Genomic DNA, 17,014 nt, shown 5'->3' with positions numbered 1-17,014 from the left:
GGCGCCGCCGCCCTCCTGCCGCCGCCGAGTGACCGGGGTCTGGACATCGGGAGGACGCGCCTGGCGGACCGAGTGCGACACCCCTGTCACGGGACGCAACGGTTGCCGAAGCTACGTGACCGCCTCGGTGGTGGAGGGCTATCGGACGTCGGCCGGGGGGTGGGCCTACCGGGTCGTGCGCAAGGAGATCCTCAACAACATGGTCCGGTTCAGCTGAGGCGAGTGACTGGTCAGTACACGAAGATCGCGAACATCTCCGGGTTGTGGGCATGGACGATAGCCATGAACACGATGGCGTCGAAGAGCAGGTGGACCGCCAGCACGTAGAGCAGGGACCCGGTGCGGGCGAACAGGAAGCCCTGGATGAGCGCGAACGGCACGGTGAGTGCCGGGCCCCATTCCCGGTAGCCCAGCTCCCACAGGAACGATACGAAGATGGTCGCCTGGAGCACGTTGGCCAGCCACACGGGGAAGTGACGACGCAGCAGCGCGAAGCAGGTGCAGATGAAGAACAGCTCATCCCAGGTGCCGACGAAGTTGACACCCACGAAGAACCGGATGAGCTCACTGGCGTCGGTGATATTCGGCCAGTTGAGGTAGGCCCCGGAGCGGATGAAGTAGAAGGGCAGGAGCGCCCAGCCGAGGAAGGGCACGGCTATGACATAGGCGACCTCCACCCTGGTCCACCGGTGACCGCCGAACCACGGGAATGAGATCGCACGCCTCCGGTAGATGAGCCGGTCGATGAGGAGCGGCACGGTCACGGCGAGGATCAGAACCGTCCCGATGACGATGAACCGTTCCCAGCTGATGTCGGCCTCCACTGAGGTGGCGCTGACTATCACCACCCCCACGCCGATCAGCAGTAGGTCCTTGCCCAATTCCCGCCTCACCAGGTAGGCGCCGACCAGGCTGGCCACCAGAACAGCATGGCCCCAGCCCGAGAGTTGGAAGGCGAAGAGCAGCAGGGCGGAGAGCGAGACCCCGGTGGCGGGGAGCAACGTGGCTATCGTCCAGGTGGCACCCGGCACCTGATCCGGTGTGGTCGACGTCGTGGGCGTGGCCATGGCATCAGCATTCCAGAGTTGCACCGCGCCCGTGGTAGCCAGGACTCCTGACGGGGTGAGAGCTTCGACGAATGGCCTGAGCGGGAATCCAGCCTTCGCGAGGCAACCCGAGCGCTCGGGGAGCCGCTCGGCCGTCTACGCGATCCGGATCGACGATTCATGAATTGCCTCAGGTGTCTCCCGGGTGCCCAAGACAACCAAGGTCAAAGTGCCTTGTGGGATTCTCGATGGAGCAGCGCTCGATTGCGCGCGTCAGGAGTTCTGGGCCCTTTTCGTAGGTGTCGGCGGTGGATCGCTGGTGTCGACGTCAGAAGGCTGGTGTCGCGGCGGCGCCGGGCTGGGTGGCTGTAAGGCCTGCCGTGCTCGTCCGTCGAGCTGCCGGGTGGTGGTGATGGTCGTGGACACACGGTTTGTGGCCGACACCAGCGGTATCGCTGGACACCAGCCGTATACCGCAGGTGACGAGCCTTTCCGCAGGTAACGGCGGTGGATCGCTGGTGACGAGCCTTTGCGCAGGTGTCGACGTCAGAAGGCTGGTGTCGCGGCGGCGCCGGGCTGGGTGGCTGTAGGGCCTGCCGCGCTCGTCCGTCGAGCTGCCGGGTGGTGGTGATGGTCGTGGACACCAGCGGTTTGTGGCCGATACCAGCAGTATTGCTGGTCACCAGCTGTATACCGCTGGTGACGAGCCTTTGCGCAGGTATCGGGGGCGGATCGCTGGTGACGAGCCTTTGCGCAGGTATCGGCGCCGGATCGCTGGTGACGAGCCCTTCCGCTGGTGTCGACGTCAGAAGGCTGGTGTCGCGGCGGCGCCGGGCTGGGTGACTGTTGGGACGGCCGTGCTCGTCCGTCGAGCTGCCGGGTGGTGGTGATGGTCGTGGACACCAGCGGTTTGTGGCCGACACCAGCGGTATCGCTGGTCACCAGCTGTATACCGCTGGTGACGAGCCTTTGCGCAGGTATCGGCGCCGGATCGCTGGTGACGAGCCTTTCCGCAGGTATCGACGTCAGAAGGCTGGTGTCGACGGCATATCCCTGGTGTCGACGGTGGATCGCTGGTGTCGAGCCTTTCCGCTGGTGTCGTGGCGGCGCTGCACTGGTAGCACCGCGATGGAACTGGTGGATGTGGCCGACACAAAAGGCCCTCGAACCGGCCCGCGGCACCCCTCGCTGAAGGATTCGGTATCGCTTTCGGCAGATTTGCACCGCTTCGGTGCGACGCGATGGCCTCCGTGCATGTAGGCTGCTCTGCAGGTACAGGCCAACCTGAGTTATGGGTTGCGCTTGCCTGCGAAACGTAAGGAAACACATTATGTCCACAGGAACCGTCAAGTGGTTCAACTCCGAAAAGGGCTACGGCTTCATCGCTCCCGATGACGGCAGTGCCGACCTCTTCGCGCACTTCCGCGCCATCGTGGGTTCGGGCTACCGCACCCTCGAAGAGGGCCAGAAGGTCGAGTTCGAGACCGAGCAGGGCCCGAAGGGCCCCCAGGCGACCAACATCCGGGCGCTCTGACCGACAGACTCCCCTGAAGGGGTAGACACCTCGGTGTCTGCCCCTTCAGTGTTTTACCGGGCTCCGGGTCGTGTCGGCGGCGCAAGGATTGCGCCTCGCCTATCAGCAGATCCCAGGCATCTGATGCCACCACCCAGGAGACCAATCCATGAAAGCCAACTGGTCGCTGCTGCGCGACCCGCAGTTCGCGCGCCTCTTCGGCGCCAGGACCGCCTCGATGGGTGGTTCGGCGTTTGCCCCCGTCGCGCTGGCGTTCGGGGTGTTGCACCTTCCCGGCGGTGACAGCGAGACCCTTTCATGGGTATTGACCGCTGAGAGCGTGCCCATGATCGCGTTCCTGCTGTTCGGCGGCGTCATCGCCGACCGTTTCCCGCGGCAGAAGGTGATGATGGCCGGGGAGTTCTGCTCCGCGACCGCGTTTGCATCCCTCGGGATCCTCCTGCTCGGCGGAAATCCGCCACTTTGGCAGTTGTGCGTGGCCGCCGCGCTGAGCGGTATCGGCATCGCCACGATGATGCCCGCGCTCACCGGGGTCATCCCCGAGGTCCTGAAACCACACCAACTCCAGTCCGGCAACGCGTTGCTCGCACTCGGTGCCAACACCGCCCGGATCGCCGGGCTGGTGTTCGCCGGCGCGATCGTCACCCTGGTCGGCGGTGCCTGGGCCTTGCTCGGGGCTGCCGCCCTGTTCGCGACCTCCGGAACGGTCGTCTCGGGCCTTCGTGGCCTGACCGACCGCCGCGGCGCTGCGTCGGGGTCGACGCTCTCGGACCTGCGGGACGGTTGGCGGGAGTTCTCATCACGGCAGTGGATCTGGGTTGTCGTGCTCCAGTTCTCGTTCCTGGTCCTGCTCTTCCAGGCATGTTTCGGCGTGCTCGGGCCGGTTCTTGCCGATACCGAACTTGGAGGCCCCGGCGCCTGGTCGTGGATCCTCGCCGGAGACGCCGTCGGCATGGTGCTGGGGGTGCTCATCGCCATGAGGGTCCGGCCGAGGCGCCCGATCCTGGTCGGTGTGCTGTTGACGACGCTGGCCACGCCACCGTTCCTGGCCCTCGGGCTGGGCGCGCCGCTGTGGGTCGTGGTGCCGCTTGCCATCGTGATGGGTGGGGCCTTCGATGTGTTCGGGGTGCTGTGGAACACGACGATGCAGCGTCTCATCCCCGCCGAGGCATTGTCCCGCGTGGCCGCCTACGACGCTTTCGGGTCGCTCATGTTCGGCCCGGTCGGTCTGCTGCTGGCAGGGCACGCCGTCGTCTGGTGGGGGGCGCGTCCTTCGATGGTCGCTGCCGCGCTGCTGATGCTGGTCACCGTGGCGCTGGCGCTGCTGTCGCCCGAGGTGAGGTCGCTGCGGGCCCCGGATGCAGAGGAGAACGTCGGGGACATCGTCGAGGCGCGGTGAACCAGCCTGTCAGCAACTGCTCCGGGCCAGGTTCCGGGCGACCTCGCCGTCCGCCCGACCGATCGCCTCAAGATCGCCGACGACGATGAGGCGGTCGGTCGCGCGTGACAGGCCGACGTAGATCCTCTCCTTGAAGCGCTGCCTGGTGCCGTCCTCGTTGACACACAACACGACCGCGCGTCGCTCCAGCCCCTTGAACCCGAGCACGTGGCCGTAGAACACCTCGTCTTCCTGGAAGCAGTCCCAGTAGCCGTCCTGGCCGTGGAGATCCTGGAGGCTCTTCTGCTCCGGATGCCGTGCCCCGGTGGTCAGCAGCGCGATGCTGCCTGGAGCCCAACCCTCGTCCAGCAGGGCCTCGACCTGGTCGTCGGCCGCATCCAGCGCATGTTCCGGCGACGCAGGGATGTGCGCCACCTCGGGCCCGTCGCCACCTTCCAGGCGCATCCGGGACGGGGCGAGGGGTCGGAACACCTCGGCGATCTGCCGGGTGTTGCGGAGATTGTGGTCGAGGACGAGCGGAATCAGAGGAACTGGTGGGCGCCCGAAGCGGTTGAACAGTCGTTGGTTCTCATCGGAGTAGAGAAACAGCCCACCCTCCTCGTCGTCCCGAAGCGCCGCGATGAGGGGACGCCACCAGGACTCGGCGAAGTCCTGCGCCTCGTCGACCACGAAGGAGTCGAACCTGTGCCCGGGTGGGAGGTCGGCGGCCCGTTCGGCCATCAGGCTGGGAAGCTTCTCCTCCCAGAACAGCGGATCGTCGCGTGACCCGGACGGGATTCCCCACAGGTTTGCCAGGGACTCGAACGTGCCGACGAAGGCCGGCCGGTGCTTGCGTTGCCAGCTGGCAACCTCGCGGCGGAAGTAGTTCGCCAATCCGATCGAATAGCACAGCAACGCCACGCGTTCGGGCCTGCGATCGTTCCTTCCCTGGCTGAGTTGGCGGGCCTGGGTCAGCGCGAGCACCGTCTTGCCGCTGCCGGCCCCACCCCGGATCTCGACGCGGCGCAGCAGCCGGGTGACGCTCAGGATGAGGTCTTGTTCCTGGGTCAGGCGGTTGGCTCGCTCGGCGCGTTCAGCCGACGCATCCTCGACACCCGCGATGACCTCGATACCCTTTCCGGTGAGGATTTCGACGATCAACTCGCAGTCGTCGACGTCCGGTGGGATGCGGTGCGTTTCGAAGCCGAGCGGGATGTCGGCCAGACGTTCGGCGAGCCGTGCAAGGTCGTCCTTGTCATGGATCATCCACCTGGGGCATTCGGCCGCCTCGAAGTTGCACGGGAGAGGCGTGAACGGGAGCACAACCGAGTGCGCGAAGCGGACCTTGCCATGGGAACCGGCCAGCCAACGGGGGTCGGACTCGATGTAGCGCTGGAGGGCGTAGCGCATGTCGCGCGCCTGAGTCACGGGATGGATCGGCTGTTCCCGGCCGTCGTAGCGACGCGACCATTGACCGTCCCGGTATGCGGTGCCCGCCCCCTTCACCTCGATGATGATGATCCCGACGTCGGGTGCCACGACGATCAAGTCGGCCTCATGGTCCTTGTGTGAGTCGGTTAGCCGGTAGTTGGCCAGGATCGTGTCAGCCGGGTTCAAGCTCTGACGCAGCCTCTCCCAAACCACGCGCTCGGAATCCGTCGTGAACCGGGGGTCGGGCGGAAACAGCTGCGGTGCCATATTGGAAGGCTACTGGTCGTCTCCGACATCGGGCCGGTGGTTCCCTTGTTCGCCGACGGAGGTTGTGGGTGGTTCGTAAGGTGGAGGGAACTACTCGATTTGGAGGAAGTATGGCTGTCAACAGCTTGGCCACGACCACTTGGCACGGTTCATTGTTCGAGGGGTCCGGAGAGGTCACGTTCGCTTCATCGAAGTTGGGCACCTTCCCGATCAACTGGAAGGCGCGCAGCGAGGGGTCGGATTCGACGACCACGCCGGAGGAATTGATCGCGGCGGCGCATGCGTCGTGCTTCTCGATGGCGCTGTCGAACGGGCTCGCCCAGAACGGGACGCCCCCCACCGCCGTTCAAACCACGGCTTCGGTCCGCTTCGAACCTGGAGTCGGCATCACGTCGAGCCATCTGGCACTCAAGGCGGTTGTCCCCGGGCTTACTGATGCTCAGTTCCAGGAGATCTCGGCCGACGCGAAGGCCAACTGCCCGGTGTCGAAGGCCCTGGCAGGGGTCGAGATCACGCTAGAGGCCACCCTGGGCTGACGCGATCGCGGCGGGGTGCCCGCTCCCCGGGCGCCCCCGCCCTGGTTTCTCCCCACAAGGTAGATTCGGGAGTGGCAATCGGCGACCGCCTTTGGCTTCCGAAGAGGCCGATGGTCTCGCCGCACAGGATAGGGGCCAGCGATGCCCATCCCGACTCTCCAAGCCGCTTCGGCAGTTCGACGGCAGCGGTACGTCGACATCAATGACTATCCACCGCTGATCCGCGCCTACACCGAGTTGTCGCAACGGGTGAAGGAGGCGGGCCTGTTGAATCGGGCCCGCTGGTTCTACATCGGGGTAGCGGTACTGATCGTCGTCGGCCTTGGTGGGGCCGCCACCGGTTTCGTTCTCCTGGGCAGCAGTTGGTTCCAACTGTTCATCGCGGCGGCACTCGGCGTGCTGTTCACGCAGGTGGCCTTTCTGGCCCATGAGGCTGGACACAAGCAGATCCTGGCGACGGCGCCGGGCAACGACCGGCTCGCGCGCGTCCTCGCAGGCAGCATCGGGATGAGCTTCTCCTGGTGGGACAACAAGCACACCCGCCACCACGGGAACCCGAACCGGGTCGCAAAGGATCCCGATCTTGCTATCGACACCATCTCGTTCATCGAGGAGGACGCCGCCACGGCTCGTGGGCTTCGGCGTTGGATCACGAAGCGGCAGGGTTGGCTGTTCTTCCCGCTCCTCGCCTTGGAGGGGCTCAACCTGCACCGGCTGAGCTTGCAGCACCTGTTTTCGAGGGGCAAGGTGAAGTCTCGCTGGGGTGAGCTCGCGATGATCTTCGGACGGTTCGCGCTCCTTCTGGTCCCCGTGTTCCTGTTCCTGCCGCTCGGGATGGCGTTCGCCTTCATGGGCGTCCAGTTCGCCGTGTTCGGCGTCTGCATGGGCGCGTCGTTCGCCCCGAACCACAAGGGGATGCCGGTTGTCGCGCCCGACGCGAAGCTGGACTTCTTCTCGAAGCAGGTGCGCACCTCACGCAACATCCGCGGTGGGTGGTTGGTGACGACGCTGATGGGTGGGTTGAACTACCAGATCGAGCACCACCTGTTCCCGAACATGCCGCGGCCGCATCTTCGGAAGGCACGGGTGATCGTGCGCGAGTTCTGTCACAAGCTGGAGGTTCCTTATACCGAGACGTCGCTCCTCAGGTCGTACGGGATCGTGATCCGGTACCTGAACGAGGTGGGTTTGGCGGCGCGCGACCCGTTCGAATGCCCGATGACGGCGCAGTTCCGGCGAGTCTAGGCTGGCTGGCTGCCCTCGCACGCTGGATCGGCGGTCTGATGTCTTTGGCCGACCGTCGGGGTGTGCGGTGACCCGGGGCCGACCGTCGAAAATTGACCAGTGGTCGATTCTGGTGTGTCTGGGGTCGATTATCGGCCACTGCCTGGGCGTCGGGGTGTGTGGGGGGCTTGGGTAGGCCCGTGAAAATTGACCAGTGGTCGATTCTGGTGTGTCTGGGGTCGAGTATCGGCCACTACCTGGGCGTCGGGGTGTGTGGGGGGCCTTGGCCGAGCCCGCGACCGAAGAAGGCTAGTGTTCTGCCGCACCTGAAGGTGCGGATGAGTATGGGGTGTCAGTCGGGATGGAAGACAAGGCGGAGGAGGTCAGTCGTAGCGGTGTCCTACGTCGACCGACGACAACGAAGTCAGTCACCCGAATGGCGCTCTATGCCCGTGTAATTTGGCGCGACGGGCCGCTAGGCCGCCTGGCGCCCTCTCGGAAGCGCACGCCAGGTTTCTGGCTCCAGGATGCATGTCTCTTCGATTGCCCCGCGCAGCTCAAAGAGACCAACACTGGGTTTCGCAAACTCAAAGACCCTTGCCAGAACGTAGTTGCTCGCCAGGTCGCGGCTGACGGCAACCTCGTTCCGGCTGACCAGCATCGGCCAAGCCGGACCCCTTCGTGTCGTTTTCACCTCGATCAGACGCGGTCGACCGTCCTCAGCAAAAGAAGAGATGTCGTAGCCAAGGCCATCGCCGCGAGTCACGGAGACCTGCTCGACCTGCGAGGCCAAGTCCGTTCGTCCGACGCGGGCGAGGTTCTCCCGCTCCCGCTCGAGGATGAGCAGTTCTCCCGAGGAGCCCAGCGAACGGTTCGCGGCCTCCAACATGACGAAGTCTGTGTGCAACGGCCGAGCGGTTCCGCCGGCCGGGAAGGTCAGCTCCCCTGGCGGGTCGATGACGTTCCATGCGACGTCGATGCGATGGGCTGCGTTGTTGACGACGCTCTGCCGCATGAGTTCGGTCAGCGTCGGCCGGTTAGCCAGGGCTTGCTCGATGGCATCTGACAGCGAGGCCTGGTAGTTCCGTGCAGGTTTGTATCCCTCAACCCACGGAGCGTGCATGTCACGAAGTGCGGCGCTGGCGTTCTGGAACTTGAACTCGACCGATCCCCTCGAACGACCGGTGAGGGACTGAACCCGTTCGTTGTGACGCTTCTTGACGAAGTGCTGACCTGCGAGCTCTTGCTCAAGCATGTCGAGGTACTCGGCCACAATGGCTTCGTTCTCCTCGCCAGTCCAGCTCTCCATGGGTGCAGCGTATCTGAGCCGTCGTGTGGGCAGTGGGCGATTTTTGTGGTCTGACGGAGCAGAACCGGCCAGTGGTCGATTTTCGTTGTGGGACTGGGGTGCTGGGGTTCGGGCGGTGTGGGCAGTGGACGATTCTCGTGGTCTGACGGAGCAGAATCGACCAGTGGTCGATTTTCGTCGTGGGACCGGGGCTGGGGGTGGGGCCCCGAACGGGCTGGGGCCCCGAACGGGGTGGGGCCCCGAACGCCGGGCAGGTCAGAGGCCGCGCATAGCCAGCAACTCGACCTGGGCAAGCCACAACGGGCCCCGCGCGACCGTGAGCCGGACGGCCTCCACCGTGGCCGCCGCGTCGAGCACGAACGGGCGCAATTGCCCTGGCCAGTCGGTCGACTCGCCTTCCCGCCGGTCGATCTCCGCCCACGCCCCGTCGACCAGCGCCTCCAAGCGCCACGCCGCCTCGGTCATCGGCTCGGGGCCGCCCATCAGGGTGTATGCCTCGACCCGCGTCTGCGTGTCGAAGCGCCACTCCGCCGTGCAACCGGTCGGCAACTCGACGCCGCCGTCCGGGTCGTCGTCGACCAAGGGTGCCGGGTCGAGGCCGTGCGACGCCGTCACCTTCGCCTCGCCGCCGACGTCGACCCAACGCCTCGGCGTCTCACCCCACGGGGTGTGCGACGGGGCCGAGGCCGCCTCGCCGGTGGCCCAACTGGAGGGCGTCTCGGCGAGCCGGAAGACGAGGGTGCGGCCTCCGACCAGTTCTTCGTGGTCGAGCCAGGTGCGCTCCACCGGGGTGCCGTCGAGCGTCACCGCCTCAACGTAGCCTCCGGAGCCCTCGGTGCGGATCACCAGGTCGCCGTCTGGGAGGTGCCAGCGCATCTCCGGCAGGTAAGGCGCGTGCAGCGTATAGCGCGGCGTGCCGACCTGAAGCGGGTAGAGCCCCGACAGCGCGAACAGGTACCAGGCCGACATCTCCCCGTTGTCCTCATCACCCGGGAAGCCCTGGCCGAACTCGGAGCCGCAGAACAGCCGCCGCAGCGCGTCGTGCACGACCTCGCCGACCCGCCACGGCGTCGACGTGAACGCGTACAGGAAGGGGATGTGATGCACCGGCTGGTTGCTGACGGCGAACTGCCCTGCCCGGGTCAGCCGTGCCTCGAGGATCTCATGCATGCTCGCCGGGTAGGTGCCGGGCCGATCGCCGTCCTCAGGCGTGGCGAAGAACAGGTCGAGCCGCTCCCGCAGGGCCTCACGACCGCCGACCAGGTGAGCCAACCCGGCCACGTCGTGGGGTGCCGGGAAGGCGAAGGCCCAGCCGTTGGCCTCGGTGTAGTCGCCGCCCCAGACGCGCGGGTCGTACCGGTCGACCGGGGTGCGGACGCTGCCGTCCAAGTGGCGGCTCTGGAAGAAGCCGGTCGCGGTGTCGTAGAGGTTGGCATACGCCGACGAGCGACCCAGCAGGTAGGCCGATTCGTCTTGTAGCCTGCGGACGGCGCGGGATTCGAGGTCGGCTTCCCCGGCCAGACGCGCCGCCATGAGACCCAGCGCATAGTCGTTCAGGGACGCCTCGAATGCCCAAGAGACGGGCTCGTGCGACTCTGGTGTCGGGGCTCCCCGGAACACCCAGCGCAGATCCTTGCGGCCGACGCCCGCCTCGGTCGGCATGGCCGTCGCGTTGCGCAGCCCCGCGTAGTACGTGGCGAACCGGTCGGGCAGCGGCGCGCCCTTCGCGTCCAGGTCGGCAAAAGCGACATCGGAGCTCGTGCCGGTCATCAGATCGGCGTAGCCGGGCGAGGACCACCGCGCGATCCAGCCCCCGGTTCGAAACTGCGAGACGAACCCGTCGGCCAGCTCGGCGCCCTCGACGGGGTAGGCCAGCGCATAAAGGGGCCACACCGTGCGGTAGGTGTCCCAGAAGCCGTGGTTGACGCTCATCCTCCCCGTGACCAGTTGCGCGCCGGTGTGCTCGTCGTCCGAATCCTTCAGGTGCGGAAGGACGGGGCTGGCGTGGACGATGCGGCCGTCGGCCACCTCGTCGCTGAAGTTCGGATACAGATTCACGCGGTAAAGGCTGGAGTAGATGCCCACCAGCTCCTCCCGGCTGGCGCCCTCAACCTCCAGGACGTCGAGACGTGCAGCCCAGAGGGAACGCGCCGCGGTTTGAAGCTCGTCGAAGTCGACGTCGAGTTCATCCCGCAGGACGTGCACCGCCTGATCGATGGAGATCAGTGACGTGCCGACCCGCGCGCACACCGTCTCGCCGGGGGCGGCGTCGAGACGAACCGAGCCGGGGTCGTCGGGATCGACCGTCGACTCCGCGTCGAACGCGATCGCCACGAACAGCCGGGAGCGTCCGGTGGACAGCCCGGAACCGTTGTCGACCCAACCGACCCAGAGCCCGTCCCCGCGTTGCCGCAACCTGGAGGCTCCGTCGGCGACGCCGTGGGCGATCCGTAGCGTGCCGGGCACGTCGGGCGTTGTCAGACGGATGATCGCGCCGTGCCGAGACGGTGTCGCGTCGACTCGCAGCCCGCCGTCGAGGCGCACGGCATAGCGGTAGGGCCGCGCCTCCTCGTCTGCGTGTGTGAAGGTGTGCGGCTTGGCGTCGGCGCCCCAGGTGGGGGTCAGGATCAGCTGGTTCCGGTCACCCATCCAGGGGCTGGGCTCGTTGGTGAGGACGATGCCCTCGAACGCCGGGTAGCCCGAGGCCGTGTTGTGCTGCGACCAGGCGTAGAACCAGTCGAGCGCGCGCCTGGTCATCGGTGAGACGAGCAGCGCGCCGTTGGGCACCGCGATCGCGGGGAAGGTATTGCCGCGCGACAACCCGGGGGAGGAGTTGGAGCCCCGCCGGGTATCGACCAGGTCGACGGGGTCGCCGGGAGGGTCGAGCGGCGCGATGGAGACGTCGTCGACCCAGGCCCGCCCCGCGGTCGGTGCGTCGACCGAGGCGATGACGGCGACGACGGTGCGCCCGGCGAAGGCGGCCAGGTCGCAGGTGATCTGGTTCCACTGCCTCGGCAGCAGGATTCGCGAGGTGCCCTGCGCGACGGCGGTCAGGGCCACCCCGTGTCCGTCGATGGGCCGGGCCTTCGACAGGCGCGACCCGTCCTCGAAGACGAGGTCGAGCGCGACGTGGGCCGACGCGGGGGCCTCGTCGTCGACCGAGCCGTCGAAGAAGAGGTCGTAGCTGAGCCGCGACCGGGGGCCGATCGCGATGGGCCCGTCCAGCACCGAAGCGACCCGAGCGCCTGGGGCGTCCCATTCGATGCTGAGCGCCTGGCGACCAGACGACCCGAGGCCGGGCAGCCCGACGAACGGGTTCTCAGGCCCTGCCGTGACGCGGCTCCGGATGCCGTCGGACGAGGAGGTGGCGACGGGCTGGCCGGGTTCGAAGGAAGTGCTGAGGACGTCGTCGGTCATCGGTTGCTCCTTGGTGGACGGCGATTTGGAGGGTCGCGCTATTTGGCCAATCATCGTCTACCCGACGGCGGCGCACCAGTGCGATGAGTCGCGTCGCCGAGCGTGAAGCCAGGCGTTCGACGGTGGACGGCTCGCCGGCGCGGGAGGTCGGTGTGCCTACCCCTGTGCAGCCTCATGCGCCCGGATGCTGACCATTGCCAGTTTCGTCAGCGGGGTGGGAACGCCGAGCGTGTCGGCACGCCCGATCAGCGCGCCGAGGATGTGCCCGGCCTCGACGGCGTCTCCTCGGAGGAGATCCCGGTACAGCGACGAGGTGAAAGCCGAACCCTCCTGCAGCAGGAGGGCGGTGCTCCGCCGGTGCGCTTCGGCGCCGACCGGGTGGCCTGCGGCCGCGGCCACCGCTTCGGCCTCGGCGATCAGGCCTACGATGGCCTCCCGCCCGCCACCGGCGAGAATGTTCCCGACCGAGTTGCGAAACAGGCAGGTGATGGCACCGGCCGCGGCGATGAACGCCCACTTCTCCCACAACCGGTCCGTGATGTTCTCGTCCAGCGCGAGATCGATTCCGGGCACGTCCAGGGCGGCCGCAACCGCCGAGGGCACCGCCTTCCGGCTCAACGCACCGATCGTCAATGAGAACATCCGAGTCATCTGTTCGACCTGCCCGTCATCTCCGACGGTGGCGACGATCTTCACGAGGCCACCGACGATCTGCCCCGGGTAGGCGTCCTGCAACGCTTCGAGGTGGTCCAGGCCGTTGAGGATCGGGACGATCACGGTGGCCGGGCCGACCGCCCCGGCCATGCTCTTCAGGACCGACGGGATTGCGGGTGCTTTGACCGCGACGAAGACGAGATCGAAGGGGTCGGCGCCGTCGGTGTCGGTGATGGTCTTCACCGGGTGCCTGCGGTCGCCGTCCGGCGCCACGAAGCGCAGCCCGTTTCCGGCCAGCGCCGCCGCACGCCCCGGCCGCACCAGGAAGGTCACATCCCGGCCGGCCTCCAGCAGCCTGGTCCCCAGGGCCCCGCCTGTCGCACCTGCCCCGACGATCAGGATCTTGAATGCTTCCATTGCCGTTTCACGCCCTTTCTCAGCTTCGGACCTCGGGGCTACCGTAGCCCCCGCCGCCGGGGGTCTCCACGACCAGCACGTCGTCGACCCCGACCTCGGCGACGTCGTTGCCGGCCAGCGGCGTGACGGTGCCGTCGGCCCGCTCGACCCGGTTGGCGCCGAGCGAGCCGGAGGAGCCGCCGGCCATCCCGTAGGGCGGCACCAGGCGGTGCCCAGAGAGCAGGCTGACGGTCATGGGTTGAAGGAAGCGCAGCCGCCGCACCCCGCCGTCGCCACCGCGCCAGCGACCCTCGCCTCCGCTGCCGGGCCGGATCGCGTAGGAATCCAGCAACAGCGGATACCGCGACTCCAACACCTCCGGGTCCGTCAACCGGGAGTTGGTCATGTGGGTCTGCACCACCGCGGCGCCGTCATAGCCGGGGCCGGCCCCAGAGCCGGAGCCGAGCGTCTCGTAGTACTGGTGGTCGGCGTTGCCGAAGGACACGTTGTTCATGGTGCCCGACCCCTCGGCCTGCACCCCGAGCGCCGCGTACAGGGCGCCGGTGACGGCCTGCGAGGTTTCGACGTTGCCGCCGACGACGGCCGCCGGGAAAAGTGGTGACAGCATCGAACCCTCAGGAATGACGATCCGCAGCGGCCTCAGGCACCCGTCGTTGAGGGGGATGTCGTCGTCGACGAGCGTTCGGAAAACGTACAGTGCGGCCGCGGTGGTGACCGCCGCAGGCGCGTTGAGGTTGGTTGCCAGCTGCGGCGACGTGCCGGTGAAGTCGAGCGTGGCCGAGCGCGTCTCGTGGTCGACCAGGACCCTGACCCGGATCGTCGCGCCCGAGTCGGTGACGTAGCTGCTGTCGCCGTCGGCCAGGTTGTCGATGACCCGCCGCACGGCCTCCTCGGCGTTGTCCTGCACGTGACGCATGTAGGCCCGGACGACGTCGGCTCCGAAGTGGTCGATCATCACGGCCACCTCCTCGGCACCGCGGGCATTGGCGGCGACCTGGGCGCGCAGGTCGGCCAGGTTGCCGTCGGGGTTGCGTGAAGGATACGTCCCAGACGTGAGCAGGGCCCTGGTCTCGGCCTCGCGGAAGCGGCCGTCCTCGACGAGTAGCCACGCGTCGAACAGCACCCCCTCCTCCTCAACCGAGGTGGAGCGGGCGGGCATCGATCCGGGAGTGATCCCGCCGATCTCGGCGTGGTGGCCGCGGGAAGCCACCCAGAACAGCACCACCTTGCCCGCGGCGTCGAACACGGGGCTGATCACCGTGATGTCTGGCAGGTGGGTGCCCCCGTGGTAGGGGTCGTTGACGGCGTATGTGTCGCCTGGGCGGACTCGGCCCGCCCGGGCGATCACCTCCCGCACGCTGGTGCCCATCGAGCCGAGATGGACGGGGATGTGCGGCGCGTTGGCGATCAGGTGGCCTTGCGGGTCGAACAGGGCGCAGGAGAAGTCGAGCCGCTCCTTGATGTTGACCGACTGCGACGTCTGCTCCAGCCGCACCCCCATCTGCTCGGCCACCGCCATGAACAGGTTGTTGAACACCTCAAGCAGCACCGGGTCGACCGCCGTCGAGGCCCCACCCTCGACGGCGCGGGCGACCCGTCCGAGGCGCAGTTCGCCAAGGTCGCCGACGGTGGCATCCCAGCCCTCATCGACGACGGTGGTCGCGTTCGCCTCGGCGATCAGCGCCGGTCCTGCCACCCGGAATCGTGGAGGCAGCGCGTCGCGCCGATGGAGCGGCACCTGTCGCCAGGCGTCGGCGACGTACATGGGTACGGTCACCGTCGACCTGGGTGCCTCCGCGCTGTCTGGAGCGGTCGTCACCGTCGGATCTTCGCCGTGGGTGAGCACCTCGACCGAGATCGCCTCGACGACCAGCGGCCGGTCGAGCAGGAACGAGTACTGCCTGCGGTGGGCCACCTCGAACTCGGCCCGCATCGTCGCCGGGTCGGCCAGCGACACTGCGAGGGCGGTGTCGGTGCCGTCGTAGCGCAGGTGGGCCTGCCTGACGATGGAGAGGTTCCCGCGGCGGACGTCGTCGGGCTCGAGTTCGCGGCGGGCGTCCTCGGTGAGTCGGTCTGCCACCTCTGTCAGATGGGGAAGCGAGTCGTCGAGGAGCGGTTGCTCGACGGACTGCTCGCGCATGGCCGTGACGTCGGCCAACCCCATGCCGAGCGCCGAAAGCACCCCCGCCATCGGGGGTACCAGGACGGTGCGCATGCCGAGGGCGTCGGCGACCGCGCAGGCGTGCTGCCCACCGGCGCCGCCGAAGGTCGTCAGGGCGTATTCGGTGATGTCGTGCCCCTTCGCGACCGAGATCTTCTTCACCGCATTGGCCATGTTCGCCACCGCGATGCGCAGGAACCCGGCCGCGACCTCCTCTGGTGAGCTTTGGTTGCCCGTGGCGTCGGCCACCTCGGCGGCCAGCGCCTGGAAGGCGGCGCGGACGGCGTCGGCGTCGAGGCTCTGGTCGCCGGACGGCCCGAAGACGGCGGGGAAGTGTTCGGGGTGGATGCGGCCCAGCACCACGTTGGCGTCGGTGACTGTGAGGGGACCGCCGTGGCGGTAGGAGGCCGGGCCGGGCAGAGCGCCCGCCGAGTCGGGGCCGACCCGGTAGCGGGCGCCGTCGAAGTGCAGCACCGAGCCCCCGCCGGCGGCGACGGTGTGGATGTCGAGCATCGGGGCCCGCAGCCGCACCCCGGCGACCTCGCTGTCGAAGACCCGCTCGAACGCGCCCGCATAGTGGGAGACGTCCGTCGAGGTGCCGCCCATGTCGAACCCGATCACCCGGTCGAACCCCGCGGCCTGCGACATCCGCACCATGCCGACGATGCCGCCGGCCGGGCCGGACAGGACGGCGTCCTTTCCGCGGAAGTGCCTGGCCTCGGTGAGCCCGCCGTGTGACTGCATGAAGAGCAGCTTCACGCCCGGCAACTCGGCCGAGACCTGGTCGACGTAGCGGCGCAGCACCGGGGAGAGGTAGGCGTCGACGACGGTGGTGTCGCCGCGGGAGACGACCTTCATCAGGGGGCTGACCTCGCTCGACAGGGAGACCTGCGCGAACCCGAGTCGACGCGCGAGGCCGCCGATCGCGCGTTCGTGGGCCGGATGGAGATGGGCGTGCAGACAGACGACGGCGAGCGCGTCGATCCCATCGGCCCGGGCTTGGCGCAGTTGCTCGTCCAGGGCATTGAGGTCGGGCGGGGTGAGGACGGCGCCGTCGGCGGTGATGCGCTCGTCGACCTCGATGACGCGCTCGTAGAGCATGGAGGGGAGCACGATGTGCCGGTCGAACAGGCGGGGCCGGTTCTGGTAGCCGATGCGAAGGGCGTCGGCGAAACCACGCGTGATGACCAGCGCGGTCGGCTCGCCCTTGCGTTCGAGGAGTGCGTTGGTGGCGACCGTGGTACCCATGCGGACGACGTCGATGCGGTCGGAGGGGATCGGTTCTCCCTGGTCGATGCCGAGCAGGTGCCGGATGCCGGCGACGGCGGCGTCGAGGTAGCGGGGAGGCGTCGCGGGGTCCTCGGAGAGGAGCTTGTGGGTGAGTAGGGCGCCGTCGGGTCGTCGGGCCACGATGTCGGTGAACGTGCCACCCCGGTCGATCCAGAACTGCCAGCCTGCTGCCATGGGGTCGAGGTTACCGCCGTGGGGGTGGGGGCTGGGGTGGTCGCGTCGTTGAGCAGGATCTACTACTCATTGGGGCGATCCGGGTGTTTTCTGCTGACGATGCAGCGTCGACGGCGTTGACTTGCAGATCCTGCTCAAACCCGGGGCCAGCCACTGCCCGCGTCCGCCGTCGGCGG

At 67.7% G+C, this 17,014-nt stretch carries 10 protein-coding genes; 4 read left to right on the top strand and 6 right to left on the bottom strand.

Annotation, left to right across the window (positions count from 1 at the left end; translation table 11 throughout):
• Window positions 1-230: 230 nt before the first annotated feature.
• Window positions 231-1,067 carry a CPBP family intramembrane glutamic endopeptidase gene (locus BUC15_RS11310; RefSeq protein WP_073188301.1) on the bottom strand — a complete coding sequence of 279 codons (837 nt, stop codon included), beginning with the start codon at window positions 1,065-1,067 and terminating at the stop codon, window positions 231-233.
• A 1,309-nt stretch (window positions 1,068-2,376) separates the two neighbouring features.
• On the opposite strand from BUC15_RS11310, the gene BUC15_RS11305 reads away from it, so the two are divergent.
• Both BUC15_RS11305 and BUC15_RS11300 read left to right on the top strand, forming a co-directional pair.
• On the top strand, window positions 2,377-2,580 hold the full coding sequence (locus BUC15_RS11305) for a cold-shock protein (RefSeq protein WP_073188298.1): 204 nt from the start codon (window positions 2,377-2,379) through the stop codon (window positions 2,578-2,580).
• 148 nt (window positions 2,581-2,728) lie between these two features.
• Window positions 2,729-3,979, top strand: a complete 1,251-nt coding sequence (locus BUC15_RS11300; RefSeq protein ID WP_073188297.1) for an MFS transporter — start codon at window positions 2,729-2,731, stop codon at window positions 3,977-3,979.
• Window positions 3,980-3,988: 9 nt separating this feature from the next.
• Here BUC15_RS11300 and BUC15_RS11295 read toward each other — a convergent pair whose 3' ends face one another.
• The gene (locus tag BUC15_RS11295; protein WP_073188294.1) at window positions 3,989-5,656 is read right to left on the bottom strand and encodes an NERD domain-containing protein; all 1,668 of its coding nucleotides are present in this window, start codon (window positions 5,654-5,656) and stop codon (window positions 3,989-3,991) included.
• A 110-nt stretch (window positions 5,657-5,766) separates the two neighbouring features.
• On the opposite strand from BUC15_RS11295, the gene BUC15_RS11290 reads away from it, so the two are divergent.
• Both BUC15_RS11290 and BUC15_RS11285 read left to right on the top strand, forming a co-directional pair.
• Window positions 5,767-6,192 carry an OsmC family peroxiredoxin gene (locus tag BUC15_RS11290; protein ID WP_073188292.1) on the top strand — a complete coding sequence of 142 codons (426 nt, stop codon included), beginning with the start codon at window positions 5,767-5,769 and terminating at the stop codon, window positions 6,190-6,192.
• A gap of 141 nt (window positions 6,193-6,333) precedes the next feature.
• Window positions 6,334-7,437 (top strand): fatty acid desaturase family protein, encoded by a 1,104-nt coding sequence (locus BUC15_RS11285; protein ID WP_139280228.1) that lies wholly within the window; start codon window positions 6,334-6,336, stop codon window positions 7,435-7,437.
• Between the two features lie 454 nt (window positions 7,438-7,891).
• On the opposite strand, the gene BUC15_RS11280 is transcribed toward BUC15_RS11285, so the two are convergent.
• From BUC15_RS11280 to BUC15_RS11265, 4 genes are all read right to left on the bottom strand, one after another.
• Window positions 7,892-8,725 (bottom strand): protein NO VEIN domain-containing protein, encoded by an 834-nt coding sequence (locus BUC15_RS11280; protein ID WP_073188290.1) that lies wholly within the window; start codon window positions 8,723-8,725, stop codon window positions 7,892-7,894.
• 255 nt (window positions 8,726-8,980) lie between these two features.
• Window positions 8,981-12,142 carry a GH92 family glycosyl hydrolase gene (locus tag BUC15_RS11275; protein ID WP_139280227.1) on the bottom strand — a complete coding sequence of 1,054 codons (3,162 nt, stop codon included), beginning with the start codon at window positions 12,140-12,142 and terminating at the stop codon, window positions 8,981-8,983.
• Window positions 12,143-12,298: 156 nt separating this feature from the next.
• On the bottom strand, window positions 12,299-13,213 hold the full coding sequence (locus tag BUC15_RS11270) for a ketopantoate reductase family protein (protein ID WP_073188287.1): 915 nt from the start codon (window positions 13,211-13,213) through the stop codon (window positions 12,299-12,301).
• A 19-nt stretch (window positions 13,214-13,232) separates the two neighbouring features.
• Window positions 13,233-16,838 (bottom strand): hydantoinase B/oxoprolinase family protein, encoded by a 3,606-nt coding sequence (locus BUC15_RS11265; RefSeq protein WP_073188284.1) that lies wholly within the window; start codon window positions 16,836-16,838, stop codon window positions 13,233-13,235.
• Between the last annotated feature and the right edge of the window lie 176 nt (window positions 16,839-17,014).

It is taken from the genome of Tessaracoccus bendigoensis DSM 12906, from assembly GCF_900141915.1.
GTDB lineage: Bacteria > Actinomycetota > Actinomycetes > Propionibacteriales > Propionibacteriaceae > Arachnia > Arachnia bendigoensis.
This window is presented reverse-complemented; position numbering and strand designations above follow the sequence as displayed.